The organism is Colwellia sp. BRX10-3, assembly GCF_014077505.1.
Classification (GTDB): domain Bacteria; phylum Pseudomonadota; class Gammaproteobacteria; order Enterobacterales; family Alteromonadaceae; genus Cognaticolwellia.
Genome location: NZ_JACGWA010000001.1, coordinates 489313 through 516100, shown reverse-complemented (window position 1 = coordinate 516100; position 26788 = coordinate 489313). Strand labels below are relative to the sequence as shown.

The following is a 26788-nucleotide window of genomic DNA, read 5'->3' as shown; positions in this document are numbered from 1 at the left end:
GTTATTAACTTTGCGTGATGATTATTCTATCCACAAAATGCTTTTGAAGTAGTGCAGAATTTGTTTATGCATAAATGATGTTTACTTAGTGCAGAGCGTTAAGTGAAATGGATAATTGTTAAAGTAGAACGTTATAAAACATGAGTTATTCAGGGACATAAAGAAAAAAAGCACCCTTGATTAACTATCAAGTGTGCTTTTATATAAACTGTTACTTAGCATTAAATTACTACGATTTTATACCGTCATAAAAGTCGGGCAAAATTCTAACCGTTTTGATCATATTGTCTTTCACTTCGATAATTTCAAGCGGGTAACCAGATATTCTAACGCTTAAGTTTGCCTCCGGAATATCTTCAAGGTATTCCAAAATTAAGCCATTAATCGTTTTTGGCCCATCAGTTGGGAAGCTCCAGGTCATTTCTTTATTCACATCACGTACGGTTGCACTGCCATCAACTAAATAACTACCGTCAGGTTGAATGTTGACTTCATCACTGGTTGTCGGTGTCATGGTTGTGGTGAAATCACCAACGATCTCTTCAAGAATATCTTCTAACGTTACTAAACCTTGAATATCACCGTATTCATCAACCACTAAGCCTATTCGCTCTTTTGCGTGTTGAAACTTTAACAGTTGTACATTAAGTGGTGTACCTTCAGGAATAAAGTAAATTTCCCGGACAGCGCGTAACAACGTCGCTTTGGTAAATTGTTCTTTCGACACTAATCGTAAAGCATCACGCATATGAACATAACCCACAACGTCGTCAATATTGTCACGATATAATAGCACTCGAGTATGGTTCGATTGCGTTAGTTGCTTTTGGATACGCTTCCACTCGTTATTAATATCGATACCAACAAGCTCATTGCGTGGGATCATAATATCTTCAACGGTGACATTTTCTAAATCGAGTATGCCGACTAGCATATCTTGATCTTGAGATTTCAATAATGCACCAGACTCATTTACCACAGTACGTAATTCTTCAGAGCTTAAGCTGTGCTGCTCTCGTTGTTCTGAACTAATACCTAATATGGCTAATATGCCATTGGTGATCCAATTTACCGCGATAACGAATGGGTATAGAAGCTTCAGCAATAAAGTGAGGATTAATGAACTCGGAAAAGCGACTTTTTCTGGGTACAGTGCGGCCAGTGTCTTTGGTGTTATTTCGGCAAAAATTAAAATAACTAAGGTCAGTAACAAACCTGAATAAAACACACCTGCATCGCCGTATAATCGTTGCGCTATTATGCCGGTAATCAGGGTCGCAAAAATATTGACTAAGTTATTGCCAATCAGGATCAAGCCAATTAATTTATCTGGTTTTGCCAGTAATTTACTGACACGTTTGGCGCCGCGATGATTTTGCTTTTCTAAGTGTTTTAACCGATATCGATTAATCGACATCATGCCCGTTTCAGAGCCAGAGAAATAGGCTGATATGAATATGAGTATGCCGAGCACGACAAACAGCATATCGGTAGAGATGTTATCCAAAAAGGGATCCTATAAATAAATTGTTACTAATATTACATCGCAAATTTGGAAATGTAATACAAAGTTCTCTTATACGCTAAAAATTATAATAAGAGAAATTCTTTCACAAATCGACTACCAAAATAAGCCAAAGTAAGTATGAAGGTGGCAATTAATGTTAATGTCAGCACGCGTTGGCCACGCCAACCTTGTTTAAAATGTCCCCACAAGGTAACAAAGTAAATTGTGCAGGCAATAAGAGATAAAATTGTTTTATGGGCATTCTCTTTTGAGATCATACCATCAAGAAACAAAAAACCTAACACTTGGCTAAGCAATAAGCAGATGCTACCTAACAGTAAAATAATGAATAATTGTCGTTCAACTTGCATTAAAGGTGGCAAGTGATGAACTGCTTGGAAGTTTTTACTTTTTAATTTCGTATTGATATAAGCAACTTGAAAGGCATATAAGGTCGCGATAACTAAAACACAATAAGCAATAAGGGCGAGAGTAATATGGCTTAACATAGCAATTTTATCAGCAACAATTTCCATGTTGCCTATGGGCGAAATGAAAATCATACTGAGTTGCCAAATACCAGCAAAGCCATAAACTACCGGTAGTAATAAATTAACCTTGAAGCGTAAAGCGACCGTTGAAATAACTAAGCTAATAATTAAACTGACCAGCGAAACTACATTAGGTAGCGAGAAGTTTAGGTTGTTATGAGTAAATAAAAATTGTGAGCTGCTTAGTACATGAAAAATGATCGCTAAACAGGCAAAAATTAAAGTAATAATTAAATTTGGCCCTTTAGGGTGAAACAAACGAGACAAAATTGATATCGTCGCTAAGCTGTAACATACAAAGGCAGTAAATGAAGTGATACTTGAAAATTCCACAAAGGGCTCCGAAAAATTAAAAACTGCTTACAAGTTAATAAATACCATTAGTTAATATTCACTCTGCGATTCTAGCAGAATAGCTTACAGACTCCATAACTATTGCTCACTTTATATCAATAGTTTACGCAAAGATTTAATAGCTACAAATGTTAATATTCCGCCACCCCTGATACCAAATCAAAATTGGCACAATTTTAGAAAGTTTTTCATAAATTCTTCACTGTTACTGAACGCTATTCCTGCTTTTTTATTTTATATAAGGTGTACCATTACCTTAAAAGCATAACTTCTACTTTCGCTAATTAATTGTACGGGTATAATAGAGCTAATTTTTTGCGCAAAGTTAATATTTGAGTCATTTATGTTTGAAAATCTTTCCGATCGTTTAACGAAAACACTAAAAAATATCAGTGGCCGTGGTCGCTTAACTGAAGACAATATAAAAGAAACTTTACGTGAAGTGCGGATGGCCTTATTAGAAGCCGATGTCGCTTTACCGGTTATTCGCGAATTTATTGCCAAAGTAAAAGAAAGTGCTGTTGGGCAAGATGTTTCGAAAAGCTTAACGCCAGGGCAAGTGTTCGTAAAAATAGTTCAAAAAGAACTAGAATCTGCGATGGGCGATGTTAACGAAGCGCTTGATTTAAAAGCAGTGCCCCCAGCTGTCGTGTTAATGGCGGGTTTACAAGGTGCGGGTAAAACTACCTCAGTTGCAAAATTAGCGAAATTCTTAACCGAGCGTGAAAAGAAGAAAGTATTAGTGGTGAGTGCGGATGTTTATCGACCAGCCGCGATAAAACAACTTGAAATGTTGGCTACTGAAATTAACGTTGGCTTTTTCCCAAGTGACATTAAACAAAAACCAATCGATATTGCCAACGGCGCAATTGACCACGCGAAGAAAAACTTTTTTGATGTAGTAATTGTTGATACTGCCGGCCGTTTGCATATTGACGGCGAAATGATGGCTGAAATCCAACAGCTACATGCCGCCATTAATCCGATTGAAACTTTATTCACCGTTGACGCCATGACGGGTCAAGATGCTGCCAATACAGCGAAAGCATTTAATGATGCTTTACCGTTAACTGGTATTATCTTAACTAAAACTGATGGTGATGCCCGTGGCGGTGCGGCGTTGTCTATTCGTCATATTACTGGCAAGCCAATCAAGTTTATGGGTGTTGGTGAGAAAATTGAAGCCCTAGAGCCATTTCATCCAGACAGAATAGCATCACGCATATTGGGTATGGGGGATGTACTCTCTTTAATTGAAGAAGTAGAGCAAAAGGTTGATCGTAAGCAAGCCGAAAAACTGGCTAAAAAAGTAAAAAGTGGTAAAGGTTTTGATTTAGAAGATTTTCGTGATCAACTCGTACAAATGAAAAGTATGGGTGGCATGATGGGTCTAATGGATAAGTTGCCAGGTATGGGTAATATGTCGGAGCAAGTTAAAGGCCAAATGGATGATAAAGTCACTATCCGTATGGAAGCTATGATTAACTCTATGACTAAAGCAGAACGACAACGTCCGGATATTATTAAAGGCTCACGCAAGCGTCGTATAGCGGCAGGGGCAGGCACACAAATACAAGAAGTAAATAAGTTACTTAAACAATTTACTCAAATGCAAAAAATGATGAAGAAAATGTCAGGCAAAGGCGGCATGCAAAAAATGATGCGCTCAATGAAGGGTATGATGCCTCCAGGTGGTGGCATGGGCGGTGGCCCGTTTGGCCGTTAATTCAATACGCTAAGCATTAATTCATTATCTAAAAAGGTAGCTCATTGCTACCTTTTTTGTTTTCTGCATTAAAACTATTCAACGCTTATATCAAGGTAGAGCTTTACTGCATGATCATGACAATAGCGAATTAAAACGCTGTTATTTGTTAAATCCTAAATAAAATTTCAATGCATTGATATTCTTTCTATTGAGTATTTTTTCACCTAGGGCAGTTAACATTGAACCAAATACCACCAAGCCTGCGCCGATATAAGCGAGTACATTCAAATGTTGAGCTTGGAATGTGCTTGGCCAGATTTGCTCAGCGATAGTAGCGAAAATCACCGTTAATAATGGCGTAATCGCTAAAGTGGCACTGACTTTTGCCGTTGGTAAATATTCTAATGATTTAGCAAAAGTTCCATAGGCAATTAGGGTATTTGCACAGCAAAATAATAACAGGAGTAATGCGGTATTATCTAAAGTTGTTATTTGCAAAGGGCTGGCAAGTGGTAAAAAAAACAATGCGCTTAATAAGTAAATACACCACATTATTTGGTTTGAGCTGTAATAACCTAACATTTGTTTTTGAATGATGGCATAGGCCGCCCAAGTTACTGCAGCGCCAAACATAATAATAAAACCGAGAAAAAAATCATGGTTATCAAGACCCGTGTTATTAATGAATTGTTGATTGAAAAATAACAACAAGCCTGAAATAAGTATAAAGGACCCCACCATTTGACCGCGACTAAAATGCTCTTTCATCAAAACAACACTACCAAGTAACATGAAAAATGGCGCCATTTGAATAAGCATTTGTGCAGTTTCGGCTGGAATATAATGCAAAGAAACGAGATATAATATGTAGTTTAAGCTTAATAGTATGGCGGCAAATAAAAGCCGTTTCATTTTACTGGTACTTTTAATCGCTGAACTGGGTATTCTATTTTTTGCACATAACAATAATGTGACGAAAAATGCAGCAAAGGCGAAGCGGTACCAAGTAATGGTATAAGCGTCCATTAACACTAAAACAGATTTTAGCGCCAGGGGCAAAATACCCCACATAATAGCCGTGATCATGGCTAGCGTTAATCCTTTTGCACTACTGTTTGCAAGTTGAGTCATTCGATTTCCAGCCAGAAAAGGCTAATTAAGCGTAGCTGATGTGACGCTAAGTTATAAAAGGTGTGGAGGACGAATTATATCGTTATATTAATAATAGCGGTACTAATTTGCGAAATAATTCATCTAACACTCGCTTTAGGTTGCTTTGTCAGCAGAAAAGCGTAAAATACGCGAGCTTTTCTGTCGCTGAGGCGATAGAAATGTCTGGAAAATTCGTTTTAACACTTAAATTATATAGAGGACGATATGGTTACCATTCGTTTAGCTCGTGGCGGCGCAAAGAAGCGTCCATTCTATCAGGTTGTTGTTGCAGATAGCCGTAACTCTCGCGATGGTCGTTTCATCGAGAAAGTTGGTTTCTTCAACCCTACAGCGCAAGGTCAAGCGGAAAAATTACGTTTAGACCTAGACCGTGTCAACCATTGGGTTGGTCAAGGTGCAACTGTATCTGATCGTGTGGCCAAATTAGTTAAAGATGCTCAAAAAGCAGCTTAAATTAAATTGGTAGGTTTTAGGAGTTTGTTGTGGAAGTAATTGGTAAAGATGTCACCTTAGGTAAAGTAGGCGCAGTCTACGGTATCAAAGGTTGGTTGAAAATTCATTCATTCACAGATGACCATGAAGCCATACTAGACTATTTTCCTTGGTCTTTAAAATTAGGAAATAAGATTCAATCAGTAGATATTACCGATTGGCGCAAACATAACAATGGTCTTGTTGTTAAAGTTGCAGGAATTGATGATCGCGATGTAGCCCAAAAGCTTGTTGGTTCAGAAATTTTTGTCAGCGAAGAGGCGTTATCAGACTTACCGGAAGGTGAGTTTTATTGGCGTGATCTAATCGGCATGGCAGTTGTTACTGACAAAGGTTACGACCTAGGTCAGGTTTCCGACATAATGGAAACGGGCGCTAACGACGTACTGGTTGTTAAAGCTAATCTGAAAGATGGCTTTGGGAAGAAAGAAAGGTTAATTCCTTACTTAATGGACCAAGTTATACTTTCGATCAGCGCTGAAGATAAACAAATTTGTGTTGACTGGGACCCAGGTTTCTAACTTGAGTAATAGTGTATTAACAGACAAGCTTAGCAATAAGAAAATCTGGATTGGGGTGATAAGCCTTTTTCCTGAGATGTTTGACGCAATTACTGAGTATGGGGTGACAGGCCGAGCGATTCGTAATGGCTTAATTGAGTTTCACACGTGGAACCCAAGAGACTTTACTCGTGATAAACATCGTACTGTGGACGACCGACCTTACGGCGGCGGACCAGGGATGCTTATGATGGTTCAACCATTACGTGATGCTATCCAAGCTGCAAGAAAAGCTGCAGATGAAGATAGCAGCCCTGATCTTATTAAAGAAAAGGGTAGAGCGAAGGTTATTTATTTGTCGCCGCAAGGACGGAAATTGGACCAAGCTGGTGTACGTGAATTAGCACAACATGACAGACTGATATTTATAGCAGGACGTTATGAAGGTATAGATGAGCGACTAATTGAGTCAGAAATTGACGAAGAATGGTCGGTCGGAGATTACGTATTAAGTGGTGGGGAATTACCTGCTATGAACGTAATCGATGCCGTAGCACGCTTTGTGCCTGGAGTATTAGGACATCAACAATCGGCCGAGCAGGATTCATTTTCTGACGGTTTATTAGATTGTCCACATTACACTAGGCCAGAGGTTATGGACGTTTCGGTTAACGAGGCAAAGTCTGTTCCTAAAGTGCTATTAAGTGGTAATCACGAACATATTAGGCAATGGCGCCAATATCAGTCGTTAGAAAGAACGTGGACTAGAAGACCAGAACTATTAACTAACCTAGCTCTGACAGCAGAGCAGCAAAAAATGTTAACAGCCATTAAAGCTGATAACAAAAATGCTACTGATGACTGTGAACCCTAGGAAGAAGGTATTATGAGTAATATTATTAAGCAGCTTGAAGCTGAGCAAATGAAAAAAGATGTACCAGCGTATAGCCCAGGCGATACCGTTGTTGTACAAGTAAAAGTTACAGAAGGTGATAAATCACGTCTTCAAGCATTTGAAGGTGTTGTAATTGCTATTAAAAACCGCGGCATCAATTCTGCATTCACTGTTCGTAAAATCTCGAACGGTGTTGGTGTAGAGCGTGTATTCCAGACACATAGCCCAATCGTTGATTCAATTGAAATCAAACGTCGCGGTGATGTTCGTCAAGCTAAGCTTTACTATCTTCGTGAGCGTTCAGGTCGTTCTGCACGTATCAAAGAGAAATTGGGCAAAAGATAATTCCTCTTTAACTAGAGTAATATCTGCTAATTTTTTAGTAAAGAAAGATGATGAAGAAAGCCTGTTTGGGAAATCAAACAGGCTTTTTTGTGTTGTTTTTTCTAAATTCCTTAACTTATCCCTCAAATACTCTGCAAAACGGGGGGAAGACTGGTTTTACCAGTTGATAAATCAATGTAACTTATGGACTTTAATAATAAAAAAACGATTAAATATTGAATATGTAACTAAATGTCTGTAAATTTGTAACAGAAATGTTAATGGACTAAGTGTTTCTCAAAGCTATATATTTAAAAATAATAATAATAATAATAATATTCGGAGAACTCCATTAATGCGTGCGCTACTTTTTTTTAAATTCATATTAATCTTCTGCCTTTGGTCATCGTTTGCATCAGCTTCATTAATTGAAAGAAATTATTTAGGGATTGCTGGTGGTATTACTTATGACAGTGAAACCAATTTTGAGTGGCTAGATTTAACTTTTACTCGCGAGCTAGAATTAGCTGAATATCAAGACTATTTAGCTAATTTAGATGCAGGCTGGACGTTTGCAAGTAGTAAATTAGTGAGTGTATTACTAACTAATTTTGATTTCTCTTTTGATAAGAGTGATACTAATAGTTATGGCACAGTAACTGATTATTCTGAATTTTATACACACCGCAAGCCATCAACAGACTTTACTCAGCATGTCAATCAAATGACTATACTAGGTGAATCGCAGGATAGTGAGTCTAAATATTTTGGTATTAAAGGCTTTACCAGCGATATGCGTGGAGACTTCTACGAGCAATATATGGCTTATTACACTACTAATGGTAATACCGGAATAGTTTCAGCGGGGGACTATATTAGAACTCCCAAGAAAGATATGTTTGAATCATTTTTTACCTATAGAGAAGCTGTCGCTTTTCAACCCACAGCCATAACTTCACAAGCAGTCACAATAACCGCTATACCAGTACCTGAACCAACAACTTTAGGGCTATTTTCTTTGTTCTTATGTTTTATGGGCTTTCGTAAATATAAAAGCTAGCCAATATAAATTTATATAACGGCTCAATCATTCGGTTGGGCTTCTTTCTATCCTTTTGATTTTAATATCTTGTTTATTCTAAAACTAAGTTTTAATGTGTTTTCGACATTTAAATAATGTAATTTTTGTAGAGAATTAATATGCAAGAACCATTGGTATTCGACTTTAGTGGTGTTTTCCAGTGCCAAAACTTACGCTATGATGTTGGTAAGTTAAAGTAGCACGATAGTTAAGCCAAGCCTTTGCTGAACGTGTCGACAAGCCATTAAATATTTAGACTTCAAGGATTAAGCATGCAAGAACTAAAAAGCCGTTATCCCGTATTAGCGCAGGCAAAAGCCCACACTTATATTGATTCTGCAAAATATGATGCTATGTATCAACAGTCAATTGAGCAACCCGATGTTTTCTGGGCTGAACAAGCTGAAGAGTTTCTCGACTGGTATAAGCCATGGGATAGTGTCTCTGATGTTGATTTGAAATCTGCCAATATTAAATGGTTTTCTGGTGGTAAATTAAATGTTAGCTATAACTGTATTGACCGTCACTTAGTCAGTAAAGCTGATGAAACTGCCATTATTTGGGAAGGCGACGACCCGAGTGAAGATAAAAAAATCACCTATCAAGAGCTACATGATCATGTGTGTCGATTTGCTAATTTACTAAAAGCACGCGGCGTGAAAAAAGGTGATCGTGTGTGCATATATATGCCGATGATCCCAGAAATTGGTTACGCCATGCTAGCCTGTGCGCGCATAGGTGCAGTTCATTCTGTGGTATTTGGTGGTTTTTCAACTGAAGCGATTCGTTCACGTATTATTGATGCCGACTGTAAGGTGGTTGTTACTTCGGATGAAAGTCTCCGTGGTGGTCGTGTTATTCCGTTGAAAGTAAATGTTGATGCAGCCGTTGCCGACTGTCCAAATGTTCATTCCGTGATTGTAGTGCAACGCACTGGCGGAGACGTGGCTTGGAACAACAAAATTGATGTCAATTATCAAGAAGAAGTCGCCAAACTACCAGCAGCTTGTGAACCTGAAGTAATGGATGCTGAAGATCCACTATTCATTTTATATACCTCAGGTTCGACAGGCACGCCTAAAGGTGTTCTGCATACTTGTGGAGGTTATATACTTTACGCCGCAATGACCCATAAATATGTCTTCGATTATAAAGAGGGTGAAATTTATTGGTGTACGGCTGATGCGGGTTGGATCACAGGTCACTCTTATATTTTTTACGGACCATTAGCTAACGGTGCGACAACGCTGGTTTTTGAAGGCGTGCCTACTTACCCTGATGCTGGTCGCTTTTGGCAAGTGTGTGATAAGCACCAAGTGAATATTTTTTATACTGCACCAACGGCTATTCGTGCATTAATGAGTGTGGGTGATAGTTTTGTTGAAAAAGCAGATTTATCATCGTTGCGCATTTTAGGCACCGTGGGGGAGCCCATTAATCCTGAAGCATGGCACTGGTATTATGAAGTCGTAGGTAAAAATAATTGTCCTGTGGTTGATACTTGGTGGCAAACAGAAACTGGCGGTATATTAATTACTTCGCTACCAGGTGCAGTTGATATGAAACCGGGTGCAGCAGGTAAACCGTTTTTTGGTGTTAAACCTGCTTTATTTGATAAAGATGGCAACACCCTTGAAGGTGAAAACCAAGGTTTATTAATGATCACAGGTAGTTGGCCTGGGCAATTACGCAGTGTTTATGGCGATCATGAGCGCTTCTATCAAACTTACCTAAGCCAATATCCGGGAAATTACTTTACTGGTGATGGTGCAAAACGTGATGAAGACGGTTTCTACTGGATAACGGGTCGCGTTGATGATGTTTTAAATGTATCTGGCCATAGATTAGGTACTGCTGAAATAGAAAGTGCTTTGGTATTGCATCCAGCAGTGGCTGAAGCTGCTGTCGTTGGATATCCACATGAAATTAAAGGCCAAGGCGTTTATGCTTATGTCACTTTAATGAATAACGCGACAGAGTCTACTGAGTTGTTAGCAGAGCTAACTGAGTTTGTTGCTAAAGAATTAGGGCGTTTCGCTAAACCTGACTACATTCAATATGCTCCAGGATTGCCTAAAACCCGATCAGGTAAAATTATGCGCCGTATTTTGCGTAAAATTGCTGAAAATGACCTTGATACTTTAGGTGACACTTCAACGCTAGCAGATCCTGCAGTTGTTGAACATTTAGTTAGTAATCGAATCGTTCATAGCTAAAGAGATATGTTGTTGAGATAAAAGCGCCGAGAGGCGCTTTTTTTATCCCTTATTATTTAACAATAGGGCTGTACCTAAGTAAATTATAGTGTAATATAAACGGTACGAATTAAGTAAACTTAAGCTTACAGTTAGAAAGGCGTAAAAAGTGCACAATCTGCAATATCGATATTATTACCTCCCATACTTTAGCTAGTCGCTTTTCTAGCGACCTTGTTATTAGCATAAAATAGCTGCTAGCCGAAAATACTTTACTTAAAAACTTATACTTATTGCTTTATATTCAGGAAAGAACCATGTCAAAATCAAGTTTAACGACGTCCGACGCAAGCCAAATACCTAAAAGCAGACTGAACGATATTCACGTCAATGCCGAAGAAATCTTAATTACCCCAAATGCTTTACGTGAAGAGTTACCGCTGCCAGAAGCTGGCCGTGTTTTTGTTAAAAACGCTCGAAGCATCATCGCTAATATTATTCACAAACAAGATCATCGTTTATTAGTGATTGCCGGCCCTTGCTCAGTTCATGATCTTGATGCTGCAAAAGCTTATGCGCGACAGTTGAAGGTATTACACGATAAATATCAAGATAGTTTATACATAGTTATGCGAGTTTATTTTGAAAAGCCACGCACTACGGTTGGTTGGAAGGGACTGATTAATGACCCGCATATGGATGGTTCATTTGATGTAGAAAGTGGCCTTCGTAAAGCGCGTGAATTATTGATTTATTTGACCGAGTTAGGTTTACCATTAGCTACTGAAGCACTAGATCCTATTAGTCCTCAATATTTAGCTGAACTGTTTAGTTGGTCTGCCATTGGCGCGCGTACCACAGAGTCACAAACACATCGTGAAATGGCCAGCGGTCTGTCGATGCCAATAGGTTTTAAAAATGGTACTAGTGGTGGCCTTGGTGTTGCTATTAATGCTTTGCAGTCTGCTGCCTCTTCACATCGTTTTATGGGTATTAATCGTCAAGGGCAAGTTGCACTGATTAAAACCTCAGGTAATCCTGATGGGCACGTAATTTTGCGCGGTGGTAAAAAGCCTAATTATGATGCCGATAATGTTGCTTTATGTGAAGAAGAGTTAGCAAAACAAAATTTAGAACCAGGTATTGTAGTTGATTGCTCTCACGGTAACTCTAATAAAGACTATCGCCGTCAACCGTTAGTGGCTGATAATGTTTTCGATCAAATTTGTGCGGGCAATAAAACTATTATTGGTATTATGTTAGAGAGTAATATTAACTCAGGTAATCAAAGTTCAGAACTACCATTTGACCAGCTGCAATATGGCGTTTCTGTTACTGATGCTTGTATCGATTTTGAAACGACAGAAAAGCTTATCTCTGATGCTAGTGCTAAGCTTGAAGTCGTTTTAAAACAACGTATTAATTAAGTCTTGAGTGAATAGGAAAAAACACCAGCAATGAACAACAATTCTACATTTGAAGAAAAGTTAGGTGAATTGCGCAATGAAATTGACGAAATTGATTGTCAACTCGTTGCATTATTAGCCAAGCGTCGCGCTGTTACCACGAAAGTTGGTTTATTAAAAAGCGCAGAGGGTATGCCGATTTTCGCTCCTGAACGTGAAGCTAGTCTATTACAGCTTCGCCGCCAACAAGCAATAGAGGCCGGCTTATCGCCAGAATTAATAGAAGATATTCTTCGACGCTTGATGCAAGACTCTTATATTAGCCAAGATGCTAGTGGTTATCGTTGTGTAAATCCAGATTGTAAAAAAGTAGTTGTTATTGGTGGTGAAGGGCAATTAGGACGAATATTTGTTGATTTATTTACGCGTTCTCATTATCAAGTGCAAACCCTAGAGCAAGCCGACTGGCCAAATAGTGCTGAAATTTTATCTGAGGCTAGTCTAGTGATAGTAGCCGTTCCAATTAGATTAACGGCCATGGTTATCCAAAAATTAGGGGCATTGCCTGAAAACTGCATTTTGGCAGATGTTACCAGTATTAAAGAAGCGCCACTGTATGAAATGATGAAAGTACATGCTGGCCCAGTTGTCGGCTTACACCCTATGTTTGGGCCTGATGTAACGGGTTTAGTTAAACAAACTATTATTGCTTGTGAAGGGCGCTTTCCACAAAAGTATCATTGGTTACTCGAGCAATTTAGAGTGTGGGGGGCAAAAATTCACCCTGTTGAGGCACATACTCATGATCAAGCGATGTCTATGGTGCAAGTAATGCGACATTTCTCAACTATTGCCTACGGTTATCACTTAATGGCTGAGGGAGCTGATATAGCACAGTTGGTGGAGATGAGTTCACCCATTTATCGTTTAGAGTTGATTATGGTAGGGCGTTTGTTTGCGCAAAACCCTATTCTTTACACTGATATTATATTCGCTAATCAGGACAACATTGCTATGATGAAGCGTTTTGCTTATCGTTTTTTAGAATTATTAGAAGACGTGCAATTAAATGATAAAGAATCTTTCACTACCATGTTTTCACAAGTGGCTGATTGGTTCGGTGATTATGCTGATATTTTCATGCAAGAAAGTAAAGAGATGTTAATTAAAGCCGACCAACTTAAAAAACATTAAGCAATAAAGTAATGTTCACAAGTAGCTGGTTATCTTATAAATTGTTATAGTTTTCTCTGCAGAAAAGTGAATCGATATTGCTTTAAACGAATTAAATAAATATTAATAAAAAAGTTAAAACAAGGAATGAAATGAAGAAGTTTCCAGCTATTCTATCAAGTATTATTCTTGTTGTTCTTTCTGCCTGCGCGAATAGTCAAGTGGATAAAACGGCTATGGCTATTGGCGAAGTTAGTCAGCAGCAATTAATGAGTGAACATAAGTCTTTTCAGCAAAGCTATCAAACATTTCAGTTGTCTGATAATGAAATTGCTGAAATTAAAGGTTGGCCAAATGATTTACATATAGAAGTTTATTTCGGCTCTTGGTGCCATGACAGTCAGCGTGAAGTGCCTAGATTTTTTAAAATGGTTGCCGAAAGCCCAACACTGTCTAATCGCTTAATTGGACTCGATTATGAAAAATCAGAGCCTAACGGCTCAGCAAAAAAACACGATATAAAATACACCCCAACCTTTATTGTTTATCAAGGCGATAAAGAAATTGGTCGTATTATAGAGCGTCCTAATGTGTCACTAACGGCTGATATTTCAGCCATGTTATAGCTTTGTAATCTTGTAATTTTGTTTTAAGTAAATAACCATCTAGATTGAATCTAGTAATGAAATCGCAGCTGAAGAGTCATCAGTGCGATTTTTTTGATCATGGTTGACGGGTCAATAATGCACTTTATGTCAATTGGATTAACTATGGCTGAATGATCTTTTTTAGCCACTATCAGCCTCTATTTATGCTACCAGAGAGTAGACGATAATATTAAATTAATTAAAAAGATATCAGTTAGATGAAACGAAGTTGAGGCAAAGCTAGGCAAGTAATCATGGTTTGTTGATAAATTAATCGAGGGGTGTATTCGATGTTAATGAAGATAAATATTTCTGGTTGGGTATAACGAAGCTATTACTTTTCACCATTTTACATATTGGTCAAAGTAATAGCTTTAATATAACAACAAGCTATTTGGAGCTGCTAAAGTAAGAGCTTAACAAACTAAAACTTAATGGCAATACCGACAGCAATTGAACTATCTATCCATAATGAATCGGTGAAGTTTGCACTGCATATTTCTTGTTGACAAAACATAGCATCATCTTCGTCAATTAGCGTGGCATAGGCCCGTAATTCTGTCACCAATGCCATGCTTTTAGAAAATTCATAGCGTGTACCAAAGGCTACACTGGCTGAAGGATAAACTTCTTCGCTACCTTGTTCGGCATCAAAATAAGCGCCACCAAAACCTAAACTCAAAGTTGTTACATAGTTTTGCTGACGGAACAGAGCCACGCCATTAAAATGTGCATAAGTGATATTTAGTTTATTGTTGTCTTCATTTTGGCCGATAAAATCATAACTAACACGATTCAAAAGTATTTGGCCTTGGCCATTAACATTCTCTTGCCATGCAAATCCAACAGCAATGTTACTGCCTGAGTCAACATTGATATCGCTATCATCACTGGCAACCAAATCAGAACTAAACATTTGCCCACCCATAACGCTGATTTCATATTGGTTTGCTATCGCTGCATTGGAGCATAACAAAGCGCAGAGAATTGCTAGTGGTTTTAATGGGGTATTCACTTTCATTACGACGTATCCTATGGTTTGTTATTTTTATAAACCTAGCCAAATTCTGATACTGATTTCGGCTAGGGCTTTACCATTAAAAAATTAAGATTATCCAAATAAATCAGTCAATTTTTTCTTCGCTTTTTCTTTTAGTTTTTCTGTAGCACTATCAGTTAACTTTTTCTTTTGTGTTGCTTTAGCTTGTTGCCAAATTTTAGATAATGCTTGTTTGACAATCTCACTACCTAATTGACTGGCGGGTAAACCGGCATCACCGCCCACATTACTTAACGTTATATCCGCTAATGTAGCATTATGCTCTTTATTACCAAAGGCACTTAAATCAATCGTTAGAGCGGTTCCGGCAAGAATAATTTTACTGACTTTTATTCTAGGTTCATTACCACTTGTTGTATCGGCAGCACTGGCATCATCTTTAGGTGTGTTACGCTCGATGGCATCTAAAATATCTTGGATATTAGAACCACCAGTTTGGGTAAATTGGACAAAAGCTTGTGGAGATTTGATCACGATGGCATCAATAATAATAGGTGATGAGGTTAAGCTTTCTAAATTAATATCAAGTGTTACTTCTTCTAAAGCAAAGGCGTTAGGTTGGCTATAGGCTTTGGGGTTAGCTAAGTTAATACCTAAAATACTACCGGCGCCGCTAGTAAGCTTAATATCAACCGCTTTTACTGTAACAGCCTGTTCTGTGACTTGTGTGCCAACTGTTTCAATTTGATTTTTAATATAGTCATTTAATGAGCCGTTGGCTAAAAACCAAAGAGCTCCACCACCAAGTAATAATAAAATAACAATAATTGAGGCAATAATTTTCACGAGTTCAATCCTTAAAATGTAAAATATGAAGTAATGGCGAATACTCACTATTCTTCATTTGGCATATATATAACTAAATTATATCTTAATAATCACAAAGTTAATTGTTTTTTCTAATTTTGCGACCAAAGCCTTAAATCTTAGGCTAAGTTGTATCGAGCGTTTACCGTATCTAGGTTATAGTAATACTACTGAAAATTTTCGCAAATTTAGAGAGCTTTGTTTATGTCTGCAGCTATTAGTCGTCGCTTACCTTTGTTATTACTCGTTGGTGTGTTAATTGCCTTAATTGTTTACTTGCAGTGGCCTGAAGAGGCAACGACCAAAGAAAAATATCAACGGGTTGTGTCGGTAAAAACGGCAAAGATAGTGCTGGCTGAATATAAAGATTCCGTAGAAGCTGTAGGCACTTCACGGGCAAACGAACAAGTGTACATTACCAGTAAATATTCAGATTTAGTGGATGAGGTTTTATTTCAAGACGGTGAAACCGTTAATAAAGGTGATGTTTTAGTTCGCCTTAATAGTCGAGAAGAGGCCGCTAAAGTTAAAGAACTCCAGGCTAACCTTGCTGAATCTGTTTCCCAACTGAACCGCTTTCAAGATTTGTATAAACAAAAAGCAACATCTCAGTCGCTGGTTGATCAACAAGAAGCAAAAACTAAGGCTATTTCAGCACAGCTGCTCAGTGCAAAAATAAAACTGGCTGAATTTACCATTAAAGCACCTTTTTCAGGCATTTTGGGCTTTCGTGAAATTAGTCTTGGTGCCTTGATTAACGTTGGTGATGTTATTACCAGTTTAGATGACTTGAGTATTATTAAAGTTGATTTCTCAATTCCAGAGCGCTACTTAACTACTGTCTCTATTGGCCAACGCATAGAAGCGACAAATACAGCTTACAAAGAAAATGTATTTATTGGCAAAATATCTTCGATAGATTCTCGTATCGACAGTGTAACTCGCACCTTGAAAGTACGTGCTGAAATCCCCAATACTGACCATAAATTACGTGCAGGCATGTTGTTGAATTTACAAGTAGTGCGTAAAGTAGAGCAAATATTACAAGTACCTGAAAGTGCGGTTATTCCGATTGAAGATCAGCATTTTGTTTTTGTCGTAGAAGCAGGTAAAGCTATTAAAAAGCAATTAGAAATTGGCCGCCGTTACCGAGGTTTTGTTGAAGTTGTTGGTGGTGTAGATGCTAATACTGAAGTTGTGGTTGAAGGCGCTTTAAAATTACGCGATGGTTCTGCAGTGAACGCGCTGGAGAATAAGTCGTGATTTTATCTGATCTCTCGGTTAAACGTCCAGTATTTGCCACGGTAATAAATTTACTATTGATCACTTTTGGCATTGTTGCCTTTTTAACTTTACCTCTGCGAGAATACCCTGATATTGACCCACCAGTGGTGAGTATTAATACTTCATATCCTGGGGCGTCTGCAGCGATAGTTGAAAGTAAAATTACGCAAATACTTGAAGATAGAATTAGCGGCGTTGAAGGGGTTAAATCAATAAACTCTACCAGCCGCGTTGGCCGTTCTAGTATCTCTATTGAATTTGACCTTGATCGTAATATTGACGCTGCAACTAATGATGTGCGCGACAGAATTTCTCGGGCATTAAATAACTTACCTGAACAAGCTGAACCGCCTGAGGTTTTTAAGGCAAATGATGACGAAAGTGCCATTGTTTGGTTTGTTTTACAAAGCGATGTAATGAGTACATTGCAGCTAACTGATTATGCTGAACGTTATATTGTTGACCTGTTTTCTGTGGTTGACGGCGTTGCGCGTGTACAGGTTGGTGGTGGAAGAACCTACGCCATGAATGTGTTGCTAAACCGTAAAGCAATGGCCGCCAGAGGCGTCACGGTTAATGACATAGAACAAACCTTGCGAGCCGAAAATGTTGAATTACCGGCAGGAAAAGTTGAATCAATCGATCGAGACTTTTCTATTCGAGTTGAACGTAGTTATTTAACCGAAGCTGATTTTGCCACTATGGTGGTGGCGCGTAATGATAATAAATCTTTAGTCTATCTGGGTGATGTTGCCAAAATAGCCTTGAGTGCAGAAGATGAAGAAAACATGTTTCGTGGTAATGGCAAAAACATGGTGGGTTTAGGCATTATTAAACAGTCAAAAGCCAATACTCTTGAAGTGGTCAAAGCTGCTCGTAAAGAAATGATGTCGGTTCGTGGTGGGCTGCCAATAGGTACAACAATTACCAATAGTTATGACTCATCAGTGTTTATTCAAGGCTCAATTGATGAAGTTTATAGCACACTCGGTATCGCCATGTTAATGGTGGTATTGGTTATATTTTTGTTTTTGGGTAATGTTAGAGCAACCCTTATTCCAGCGGTTACGGTGCCTGTGGCGCTAATTGGCTCTATGATGGTGCTGTCGTGGCTTGGTTTTTCAATAAACTTGCTAACCTTACTGGCAATGGTGCTGGCCATCGGCTTGGTGGTAGATGATGCTATTGTTGTACTGGAAAATATTTACCGGAGAATTGAACGTGGACAAACTCCATTACTAGCTGCATACGAAGGTGGTCGAGAAGTCGCGTTTGCGGTTATTGCTACTACGTTAGTGCTTGTTGCCGTGTTTGTACCATTGATATTTTTATCGGGTAACGTTGGGCGATTATTTACAGAATTTGCTATTGCGATAGCTGCAGCGGTAATTTTCTCTAGTTTAACTGCATTATCTCTCACCCCAATGATGTGTTCAAAAATGTTGAAGCATAAGGAGCGTAGCTCATCGTTTGGTCAAAAGTTAGATAAAGGCTTTGCTAAACTGGAAGCCGCTTATGGGCGCTCTTTAAAAGCTAGTATTCATCAACCACTGATGATCTTTCTTGTTATTATTTTGTCGTTATTTGCTGTTTACGGTTTATTCAATCAGTTACCTTCGGAATACACGCCTAAAGAAGACAGAGGAAATTTCTTTGTTATGATGCGTGGTGCTGAAGGGGCAAGTTATGAAAATAACGTCAAAAATATGCAGCAAATAGAAGAAAAATTATTGGTACATCAAGAAAGTGGTGAACTCGACCGAGTTATTGTGCGAGTACCTGGTTTTGGTGGCACGGGTGGTATTGCTATTGTTGGTATGCCAGCCTGGAAAGATCGTATTACCAATACATTTGAATTTATTAATAAAATGAATGGCGAACTGGCTCAAGTTACTGATGTTAGAGCCTTTGCTATGATGCGCAGTGGCTTAAGTGGCGGAGGTTCTTCATCACCCGTTGCCTTTGTATTACAAGGTAATACTTATGAAGAATTAGCGAAATGGCGTGATATTATTATTGCAAAAGCGCAAGAAAATCCGAATTTACACAGTATTGATAGTGACTACAAAGAAACCTACCCGCAATTACTGGTTAAAATTGATCACAACAGGGCCTTTGATTTAGGCGTATCGGTTGGTGATATTGGTCGTACGTTGGAAACTATGTTGGGACAGCGTAGAGTCACCAACTTTGTTGAACGCGGTGAAGAATATTATGTGGTTGTGCGCGGCGAGAAAACTGATTTTTCAAACCCTAAAGACATTGATAATATTTTTGTTCGCTCCACTGTCAGTAATAAATTAATACCATTATCGAATTTAATCACTATTGAAGAGAGTGCAACATCATCGCAGCTCAATCGTTTTAACCGTCTCCGCAGTGTTACAATTAGCGCAAATTTAGCCACAGGCTATGCACTAGGCGATGCTTTGGAATTTTTGAATGGTGCGGTTGCTGAACATTTACCTGAAGAAGTACAAGTAGCTTATAAAGGTGAGTCACAGTTATTACAAGAATCAGGTAACTCTATTGGCTTTATTTTTATTCTAGCCCTTGTTATAACCTACCTAGTTTTATCGGCTCAATTTGAAAGCTTTATTCACCCTTTTGTTATTATGTTAACCGTACCATTAGCATTGGTTGGCGCTTTAGCTGGCCTTAAGCTCATGGGAATGAGCCTGAACATATACAGTCAAATTGGTATTGTCATGTTGATTGGCTTAGCAGCGAAAAATGGTATTTTGATTGTTGAATTTGCCAATCAGTTACGTGACAAAGGTATCGCGTTTGAAGAGGCGTTAATTGCTGCTGCCACACAACGCTTAAGACCTATCGTAATGACCACCTTTACGACAGTCACCAGTGCTATTCCATTGGTATTAGCGGTAGGACCTGGCGCTGAAAGCAGAATGGTTATCGGTGTGGTGATCTTCGCTGGCGTATCTCTGGCCAGTATTTTTACTTTATTTGTTGTCCCCGGTGCTTACTATTGGCTGTGTCGAAATACCGGTTCACCGAAAGTTATTACTCAAGAAATTGAAAAGCAGCAAGCCCAAGCAGCTATAGATAAAGCTTAATTAAATAGCGCCAGTCGTTAAAAAGCCCGTATACAGATATGTTATACGGGCTTTTTTATATATAGGTTATTAATCCTGCTCTTAAGTTTAATAACTTTCACTCTGATATTGACACTAAAAAGGCATAACACTCGCTTGTACGAAAACCAGACATCTTGATTAAAAAGTATACTTGAGATATAAAGAGGGAAAATAATAATAATAAATATGGAAAATATGGATGTTCAACGTTAATAAAAAACTCTGGTCCTTTAATTTTGGCTGCCTAATCGCAGGCTCATTCGTTTGGCTAGTTCATCTTGGCAATTTAGCTCCTGTACCTAGCATGCTTCACCCTCATACTAACTTTATGCTTGATTATTACCCGGGGTCAGTTACTGCTGTTACCGCCAGTATCGTTAGCTTATTGTTGCTGTTTTTTATGCGTAAAGCTTTTAAGTTGTGTGCCAGTGAACATACTTTTTGGCTGATATTACCGACGATGTGCTTTATTACCTTAACTTTGTTAATTGGTCAGTATATGTTTTCGTCGCTTATGTTTGCTGCTATTCCGACATTATTTGTTTTAACATTTAGTGCGGTTATTTTTCGATTAAAAAACCGCAAGCAGTTAGTATTGGTAACCTAATATTAGGTTTAGTGGAATTAAGCGCTATCATTAATCCTAAGAAAAAAAAGAAGTGAAATTAAGGGCAGTTTAACTGCCCTTAATTATGCCCAGAATAAATACTTACAAAAGTGCGCTGCTCGGGACATTAGTTGGGCTAATGTGTTCGATAGGGTAACAGCCTAAAATTTTGATGAAATTTGTTTGTTCAGTGATTTGAGTAATCGCTTCTTGCAACGCTAAGTGCTTCAAATTTGCCTCTACATCCACATAGAACATTTCTTCCCATGGACGTCCTTGAATGGGGCGAGACTCAAGCTTACACATGTTAATGCCTTTGTTTTTTAACACCAACAAACACTCAACTAGCGCACCAGGTTTTTGGCCAGTAGCAATAATTAAGGTGGTTTTTGCAGGTATTTGTTCAGCAACATCAATAGGTTTACGAGCAACTAAAATAAAGCGACTATGGTTTTCGGTTTGGTTGGCAATAGATTTTTCCAAGGCATGTAATTGATATAAGTTACCGCCTTCTTCACTTCCAATAACAGCCACACTGTCGTCTTGTAATTCATATGCTCTTGCCATGGCATCAGCTGTACTTTCACAGTATTCAATACGAATATCGCTTTGTTTATCAAGAAAGTTACTACACTGTGCGAAAGGTTGACCATGGGCATAAATAGTTTTAATTTTATTAAGTTTGGTATTTACTGCGGTTAGTAAACAGTGCTCAATGGGTTGTGTTATTTCGCCTACAATTGACAAGTTGGTATGTTGAAGAATGTCATAAACTTCATTGATACTACCCGAACTCGTGTTTTCTATCGGCAACATGCCATAGTCAACCGAGCCAGATTCAACTTGTTGCATAATCTCTGAAAAGCTTTGGCAACCGCTTTCGATAATTTTTTCTGCGCGGCGAGAAAAATAACGATGACTTGCTAAATAGCTATAACTGCCTTTATCACCAAGAAAGGCAACACTCACTGCTGGCTCTTGCATATTAGGGTTGGCTAGAGTTTGTAAGTAGGCTTGCTGATTTAGCACTGAGTCTTCAATAATGGTTTGAAAAACACTGGTTACGTAATGCGCATCTAAACCCAGCGCTTTACCTTGTGTGATCAAGCGGATCAGTAATTCTTGTTCGCGCTGTTGATCTCGAACTGGACGAATTAGATGAGCTTTGCTTTTAGCAACATTTAAGGTTAAGGCGCGGCGCTCAGCAAATAGTGCAAGTAGTTGTTGATCAAGAAGAGTAATTTTCTCACGTATTTTATTTAAATCTAATGCTTCGTTCACCGCGTTTTCCTAATAAGTTATGAGTTTAATTGCTGCAATTATGAAATTTTAATGATGCTTTTAATTGTTTTTACTTATTGCTATCACTGAAAACTAAAAAACCTCCATTAGGAGGTTTTTTAGTGAATGCCAAAACCTAAAGCGCGCTGAGAGAAAGAAAGCGTTAAAGAAATAAGTTGGTTTTATCATTTGCATAGCTTTACTTTAGCCACCATCACGCAAGAGTACAACCGTTTCTTTATGCCGATTTATCTCTAAATGAATAAAAAAGGCTTATAGCGTGAATTTAGCTATAAGTAACTCAACAAAGTAAGTGTTTTTAAAGTGCTATGTTGCTTTACTTATCTCCGGCTTGGTTTGGCTAAATACATAAATAGATAATAGTAAAAGAACTTATAATACCCACGGCCCATATTAAGCTGCGAAGAACGCCAATGTTGATTAAATAGGCAATGTGATAAAGCACCCTTGCGACCACATGTGTTATAGCAACCTGTTCGATAAAAGCGCCAGTATTTTGTGTTGCAATGGCTAACAACACTGCAGGAGCAAATATAATCAGTGACTCGAAGGCATTTTGATGTGCGGCAAAAGCTCTAGCGCCAAAACCTGTTAGTTCAGCTTGTTGGGCACGAGGATGGTTGTTGTCGTAACCACCCAATTTGTTCATGGCGACAGCAACAGGTATTTTGGCAATATAAGGTAATAGTGCAGCAATAAATAAACATATAATCAAGGTGGTCATAGTCGTTCCTTAGCTTGTAAAGTGTATGTCTTGGTTCGTTAGTAACTTAGTAAAGTCAGTTTGTACTTGCTTGGGCCGGGTAAAAAGCTAGAAACTTCACCTTTTAGCCAGCTTTCATGGCCTAAACCATAATATGGGCTCCAAGGATGGCCTGACTGACTCGTAGGCATATGAAAAATTCCTATTTCTTCATGGCCAGGAGAAACTGCCATGCGCTGCGAAGCTCCAAATGACGGTCCTTGTACTCGTGGCATATAACTATCACCAGGTAATGCTACTTCAGGCATATCAAGCCATTGACCGATAAATGGCACAGCGCGACTCAAAGGGTGCTGTATTTTGCTGATATTTATCTTGCCCCAAGTCGCCTTTGCTAATGTGGTTGACTCAGTCATTTCTGTTAATGTTTTCTCAAGACTGACTTCGAATAAAACAGCCCAACTTTCGTGACTACGCCAGAGAAAATTTTCTGGTTGTTGATTAATTAATTGCCACAAAGGCGTTTCTACTTGGTGGCGAATAGTATGAAAACTGTAGTTTTCATCAAGCTTAGTCATATTTTCATTGAAGATATCAAAAACCTGATCTCTGATATTTAATCTGAAATTACGAACCAAACGGTAGGCAACAGAATCTGTACTGGCGGATAAGTTATTATCTTTGATGATATCTTTGACTTCATGCCATTCCTGATGCTTTTCTAACATAGCGTCAGTGAGTACTTTTGATAAGATAAAGTCTTGCCAACGTAATAAAAATTTGGCGCTGTCATCAAGGGCAATATTGAGCAAGGCTTGTTCATCAAACGATGTTCTAGCTTCGAGATTTTGCTTTATTTGTGAAGACCGTGCACCTATGGCATAGCCACCATTACCTATTTTTTTTAGCATATCGTCGCCTACAACACGTGAGTTGGCGGTCCATAAGCGTGAATTTTTTGGGTTGATAACTTGTGGGTAATCTTCAGGTGGTAACAGATCTAGCCATTTGTTTTCGCCATTGGCCCAAGAGGTGGGTGTTTCACCAAACATTGCGCTGCGTTGTGGTATCGGGCCCATAATGGTCCAGCCAATATTACCTTGTTTATCGCCCACCATTAAGTTTTGTGCTGGCATGCCCGCACGTGCTGCAATAGCAAGAGCTTGTTGAACATTTTTCGCTGTTTCAAATTCAGTTATTGCCATATTAACGGCGGCTTTGTCATGAGCAATCCAACGATAAGCCAGTAAATTCCCTTGCGAATCTTCACCAATTACGGGCCCCCAAATAGTGTCGGTAACTGTTATATCGACAGCTTCTTGACCTTTTACCGCGATAATTTGTTTACGTTTAATAAAGCTTTGATAACCATCAGGTGTTAAGTATTGGCTTTTATCGGCATTGGTTTCAAGCTCTATAACATCGCTCCAATCACCATAGCTGTTGGTGAAACCCCAAGCGATATGGCCATTGCTGCCAATAATAATGTTAGGTGTGCCTGGTAGCGTTGCGCCAGTTACTTTTACGTTAGTATTCTCGACATCTTTATATTCAAAAGAAGCTCTAAACCAAGTGTTAGGCACTCTAATGCCCAAATGCATATCGTTAGCAACGATGGCACTGCCAGTGGAACTAATAACACCGCCAACGGCCCAATTGTTCGACCCTGGGAACTCTTCATTTTGTGCAGGTTTTGCTCTGGTATGCGGAGGCGGCATTGCGCTAGCGAATGATTTATTGCGTGACTGATTATTGGAATAAACAGCCAAGTATTCACTAGATGCTGAAGGCCAAGGCGCTTTAGGTAATGATGATGCGGGAAACTCAGTGCCATCTATGGCGGCATCCCAACGGCTACCTTGTGGATTGAGAAATGCAAATACTTCTGGGCTTAACACTGAATGCAATAAACCTAAGGTACGCTCGCGTTTACCGTCTTGATATTGCAAGTCTATATACATACTAAGTACGGTTAAAATAGTGTCTTCTTCTTGCCACTCAACTGGCTCTTGGCGTAGTAGTAAATATTCAAAAGGCGCGGCTTTAAGGTATTTTAACCCTTGATTTACGCCGCGGGTGTAGGCTTTTAAAAGGGCTGAGTCAGTTGCAGACAATTGTGACACTATGCTGGTAGCACGTTCACGAAAACGATGACGGCGGATTTCACTGTCATAATCTATTGCTGCTGCGCCAAATAAGCTGGCCAGTTCTCCGGCTGAATTACGGCGTAATAAATCCATTTGAAAAAAGCGTTCTTGGGCATGAACAAAGCCAGTAGCTAGAGCAATATCTACACGATTACTGGCTTTAATGGTGGCAACACCTTGTAAGTCACGCTCTATTGTGGCGCTGGCAGATAAACCAAAAAGTGTTTGCTTACCGTCTAATTGCGGTAAAGCACTGTCTATCTGGCTGTATATCCAGGTAGTCAAAGTCGCGATCACTAAGAAGAGAATAAAAACTATGCCGATCAGAGTATTTTTAAAATGTTTCATTAGGGGGAGCAAAGTAACAATATAGATAAGTTAGAGTACCTTAAAACAAATGAAGTTTGAATCTTGAAGTTCATCCTAACCATTGATTTGTATTTATATATGCTTGGTTAATCACATGGATTGGTATTATTTGAATGACAAAGCCTATTTTGGGTGAAACTCGCTTACTGGTTTTATTTGCGTTTACGCTTTAGACTATTTGCTAATCAAAGGATTAAGTTAATGTTAGAGATCAGTTTACAATGACGAATTCCGCAAATAATAACTTTGCCATCATAGTACTAGCTGCTGGGCAGTCTTTTCGATTAGGGCAGATGAAGCAATTAATTAGCATCAAAGACAAAAGTTTAGTCGAATGGCAATTAGAGCAAGCGTTACAGGTTTCAAGTCAGGTTTATTGTGTGTTAGGTTTTAATGCTAACCAAGTTCAAGCCCGTATCGGCCATTTACCCATAAAAACTATTATTAATAGTAAATTCTCAGACGGCATGGCGTCATCGATTTCTGCAGGTGTTGCAGCACTGGAAACTGATATAAAAGCGGTTATGATAGTGTTAGTTGACCAATGGCAGTTAACTTCACGTGATTTGATTCTTCATCAAAAATTTTGGCAAGAATCACCTCATGCTATTGTTGTTGCACAAGACTTAAATGTAGTAGGGGCAAGTGGCGAAGAAAAAATTGGTCCGCCAGTGATATTTTCACAACATTACTTTGCAGAATTAACACAATTAACAGGTAAACAAGGCGCTAAACCGTTACTTGAAAAATACCAAGATAACATATTAAAAGTACCACTTGCGCATGCGTTTTTCGATATAGATACACCTGAGCAATTAAACAATATGTATAAAAAACTGGGTATTACAGCATAAAGTAACTAGCATGAGTAAAGGCTAATCTATAACTGTGCTAACGAAAGCGACGTTAAATAAACTAAAGGAAACGATTGCATGATCACCTTAACTATCAACGGTAAAGAACATCAATTTAATGATGATGGCGATATGCCATTGTTGTGGGCACTGAGAGATATTTTAAAATATACCGGTACTAAATATGGCTGCGGTAAAGGCTTATGTGGTGCATGTACCGTGCATGTTGATGGCCAACCTATTCGTTCATGTGTTATGCCAGTGTCGGCTGTGGCTAATCAAAAAATCACTACTATTGAAGGGCTTTCAGAGCAGGGCGATCATCCTGTTCAACAAGCTTGGCAAGATTTAAATGTACCTCAATGTGGTTATTGTCAGTCAGGTCAAATTATGTCAGCAGTTGCCTTATTAGATCGCGAGCCTAATCCAAACGATAAAGATATCGAACTTGCCATGAGTGGCAATATTTGCCGCTGTGGTACTTATCAACGGATCAAAGAAGCGATTCACCTAGCCGCAGACTTAGCCACTGAAGTAAAAGGAAGCTGATC

23 protein-coding genes are annotated in these 26788 nt (G+C 38.7%); 15 read left to right on the top strand and 8 right to left on the bottom strand.

The annotated features are described in order from the left end of the window. Positions 1 to 229: 229 nt before the first annotated feature. Both H4J38_RS02215 and H4J38_RS02210 read right to left on the bottom strand, forming a co-directional pair. Positions 230 to 1507 (bottom strand): HlyC/CorC family transporter, encoded by a 1278-nt coding sequence (locus H4J38_RS02215; protein ID WP_182129028.1) that lies wholly within the window; start codon positions 1505 to 1507, stop codon positions 230 to 232. Positions 1508 to 1590: 83 nt separating this feature from the next. Further along, positions 1591 to 2391, bottom strand: coding sequence for a cytochrome c biogenesis protein CcsA (locus tag H4J38_RS02210; RefSeq protein WP_182129026.1), 801 nt, complete (start codon positions 2389 to 2391; stop codon positions 1591 to 1593). Between the two features lie 364 nt (positions 2392 to 2755). On the opposite strand from H4J38_RS02210, the gene ffh reads away from it, so the two are divergent. Further along, a complete protein-coding gene (ffh, locus tag H4J38_RS02205) occupies positions 2756 to 4138 on the top strand; it encodes a signal recognition particle protein (RefSeq protein ID WP_182129024.1) in 1383 nt (460 codons plus the stop codon). A gap of 141 nt (positions 4139 to 4279) precedes the next feature. Here ffh and H4J38_RS02200 read toward each other — a convergent pair whose 3' ends face one another. Continuing rightward, entirely contained in the window at positions 4280 to 5251 is a 972-nt protein-coding gene (locus H4J38_RS02200) for a DMT family transporter (RefSeq protein WP_182129022.1), read from the bottom strand. Between the two features lie 246 nt (positions 5252 to 5497). Here H4J38_RS02200 and rpsP point away from each other — a divergent pair, with 246 nt between their 5' ends. The 9 genes from rpsP (at position 5498) to H4J38_RS02155 (ending at position 13985) form a co-directional block, all read left to right on the top strand. After that, on the top strand, positions 5498 to 5746 hold the full coding sequence (gene rpsP / locus H4J38_RS02195) for a 30S ribosomal protein S16 (RefSeq protein WP_077286254.1): 249 nt from the start codon (positions 5498 to 5500) through the stop codon (positions 5744 to 5746). A 29-nt stretch (positions 5747 to 5775) separates the two neighbouring features. Further along, on the top strand, positions 5776 to 6306 hold the full coding sequence (rimM, locus tag H4J38_RS02190) for a ribosome maturation factor RimM (protein ID WP_404842579.1): 531 nt from the start codon (positions 5776 to 5778) through the stop codon (positions 6304 to 6306). 43 nt (positions 6307 to 6349) lie between these two features. After that, complete coding sequence (gene trmD, locus H4J38_RS02185; RefSeq protein WP_182130082.1) at positions 6350 to 7159, top strand: tRNA (guanosine(37)-N1)-methyltransferase TrmD; 810 nt, start codon at positions 6350 to 6352, stop codon at positions 7157 to 7159. A 12-nt stretch (positions 7160 to 7171) separates the two neighbouring features. Further along, on the top strand, positions 7172 to 7525 hold the full coding sequence (gene rplS, locus H4J38_RS02180; protein WP_182129020.1) for a 50S ribosomal protein L19: 354 nt from the start codon (positions 7172 to 7174) through the stop codon (positions 7523 to 7525). A 334-nt stretch (positions 7526 to 7859) separates the two neighbouring features. Continuing rightward, positions 7860 to 8564, top strand: coding sequence for a PEP-CTERM sorting domain-containing protein (locus tag H4J38_RS02175; RefSeq protein ID WP_182129018.1), 705 nt, complete (start codon positions 7860 to 7862; stop codon positions 8562 to 8564). Positions 8565 to 8857: 293 nt separating this feature from the next. Then, on the top strand, positions 8858 to 10801 hold the full coding sequence (acs, locus tag H4J38_RS02170; RefSeq protein WP_182129016.1) for an acetate--CoA ligase: 1944 nt from the start codon (positions 8858 to 8860) through the stop codon (positions 10799 to 10801). Between the two features lie 296 nt (positions 10802 to 11097). Next, on the top strand, positions 11098 to 12207 hold the full coding sequence (locus H4J38_RS02165; RefSeq protein ID WP_220465393.1) for a 3-deoxy-7-phosphoheptulonate synthase: 1110 nt from the start codon (positions 11098 to 11100) through the stop codon (positions 12205 to 12207). Between the two features lie 30 nt (positions 12208 to 12237). Next, entirely contained in the window at positions 12238 to 13380 is a 1143-nt protein-coding gene (tyrA, locus tag H4J38_RS02160; RefSeq protein ID WP_182129014.1) for a bifunctional chorismate mutase/prephenate dehydrogenase, read from the top strand. Between the two features lie 131 nt (positions 13381 to 13511). Then, a complete protein-coding gene (locus tag H4J38_RS02155; RefSeq protein WP_182129012.1) occupies positions 13512 to 13985 on the top strand; it encodes a thioredoxin family protein in 474 nt (157 codons plus the stop codon). A gap of 445 nt (positions 13986 to 14430) precedes the next feature. Here H4J38_RS02155 and H4J38_RS02150 read toward each other — a convergent pair whose 3' ends face one another. Further along, positions 14431 to 15027, bottom strand: a complete 597-nt coding sequence (locus tag H4J38_RS02150) for a hypothetical protein (RefSeq protein WP_182129010.1) — start codon at positions 15025 to 15027, stop codon at positions 14431 to 14433. Between the two features lie 90 nt (positions 15028 to 15117). Beyond that, positions 15118 to 15852 (bottom strand): hypothetical protein, encoded by a 735-nt coding sequence (locus H4J38_RS02145; protein WP_182129008.1) that lies wholly within the window; start codon positions 15850 to 15852, stop codon positions 15118 to 15120. A 225-nt stretch (positions 15853 to 16077) separates the two neighbouring features. Here H4J38_RS02145 and H4J38_RS02140 point away from each other — a divergent pair, with 225 nt between their 5' ends. From H4J38_RS02140 to H4J38_RS02130, 3 genes are all read left to right on the top strand, one after another. Beyond that, a complete protein-coding gene (locus H4J38_RS02140) occupies positions 16078 to 17136 on the top strand; it encodes an efflux RND transporter periplasmic adaptor subunit (protein WP_182129006.1) in 1059 nt (352 codons plus the stop codon). Continuing rightward, positions 17133 to 20234, top strand: a complete 3102-nt coding sequence (locus tag H4J38_RS02135) for an efflux RND transporter permease subunit (protein WP_182129004.1) — start codon at positions 17133 to 17135, stop codon at positions 20232 to 20234. Before H4J38_RS02140 ends, H4J38_RS02135 begins: the two co-directional genes overlap by 4 nt. A 220-nt stretch (positions 20235 to 20454) precedes the next feature. Then, positions 20455 to 20862, top strand: a complete 408-nt coding sequence (locus tag H4J38_RS02130) for a hypothetical protein (protein ID WP_182129002.1) — start codon at positions 20455 to 20457, stop codon at positions 20860 to 20862. A 102-nt stretch (positions 20863 to 20964) separates the two neighbouring features. Here H4J38_RS02130 and pheA read toward each other — a convergent pair whose 3' ends face one another. From pheA to H4J38_RS02115, 3 genes are all read right to left on the bottom strand, one after another. Then, the gene (gene pheA, locus H4J38_RS02125; RefSeq protein WP_182129000.1) at positions 20965 to 22143 is read right to left on the bottom strand and encodes a prephenate dehydratase; all 1179 of its coding nucleotides are present in this window, start codon (positions 22141 to 22143) and stop codon (positions 20965 to 20967) included. Positions 22144 to 22504: 361 nt separating this feature from the next. Next, complete coding sequence (locus H4J38_RS02120) at positions 22505 to 22888, bottom strand: MAPEG family protein (protein WP_182128998.1); 384 nt, start codon at positions 22886 to 22888, stop codon at positions 22505 to 22507. Between the two features lie 38 nt (positions 22889 to 22926). Then, positions 22927 to 25362, bottom strand: coding sequence for a penicillin acylase family protein (locus H4J38_RS02115; RefSeq protein ID WP_182128996.1), 2436 nt, complete (start codon positions 25360 to 25362; stop codon positions 22927 to 22929). Between the two features lie 242 nt (positions 25363 to 25604). On the opposite strand from H4J38_RS02115, the gene H4J38_RS02110 reads away from it, so the two are divergent. After that, positions 25605 to 26237, top strand: a complete 633-nt coding sequence (locus tag H4J38_RS02110) for an NTP transferase domain-containing protein (protein WP_182128994.1) — start codon at positions 25605 to 25607, stop codon at positions 26235 to 26237. 78 nt (positions 26238 to 26315) lie between these two features. Further along, positions 26316 to 26786, top strand: a complete 471-nt coding sequence (locus H4J38_RS02105; RefSeq protein WP_182128992.1) for a (2Fe-2S)-binding protein — start codon at positions 26316 to 26318, stop codon at positions 26784 to 26786. The last annotated feature ends 2 nt before the right edge of the window (positions 26787 to 26788 follow it).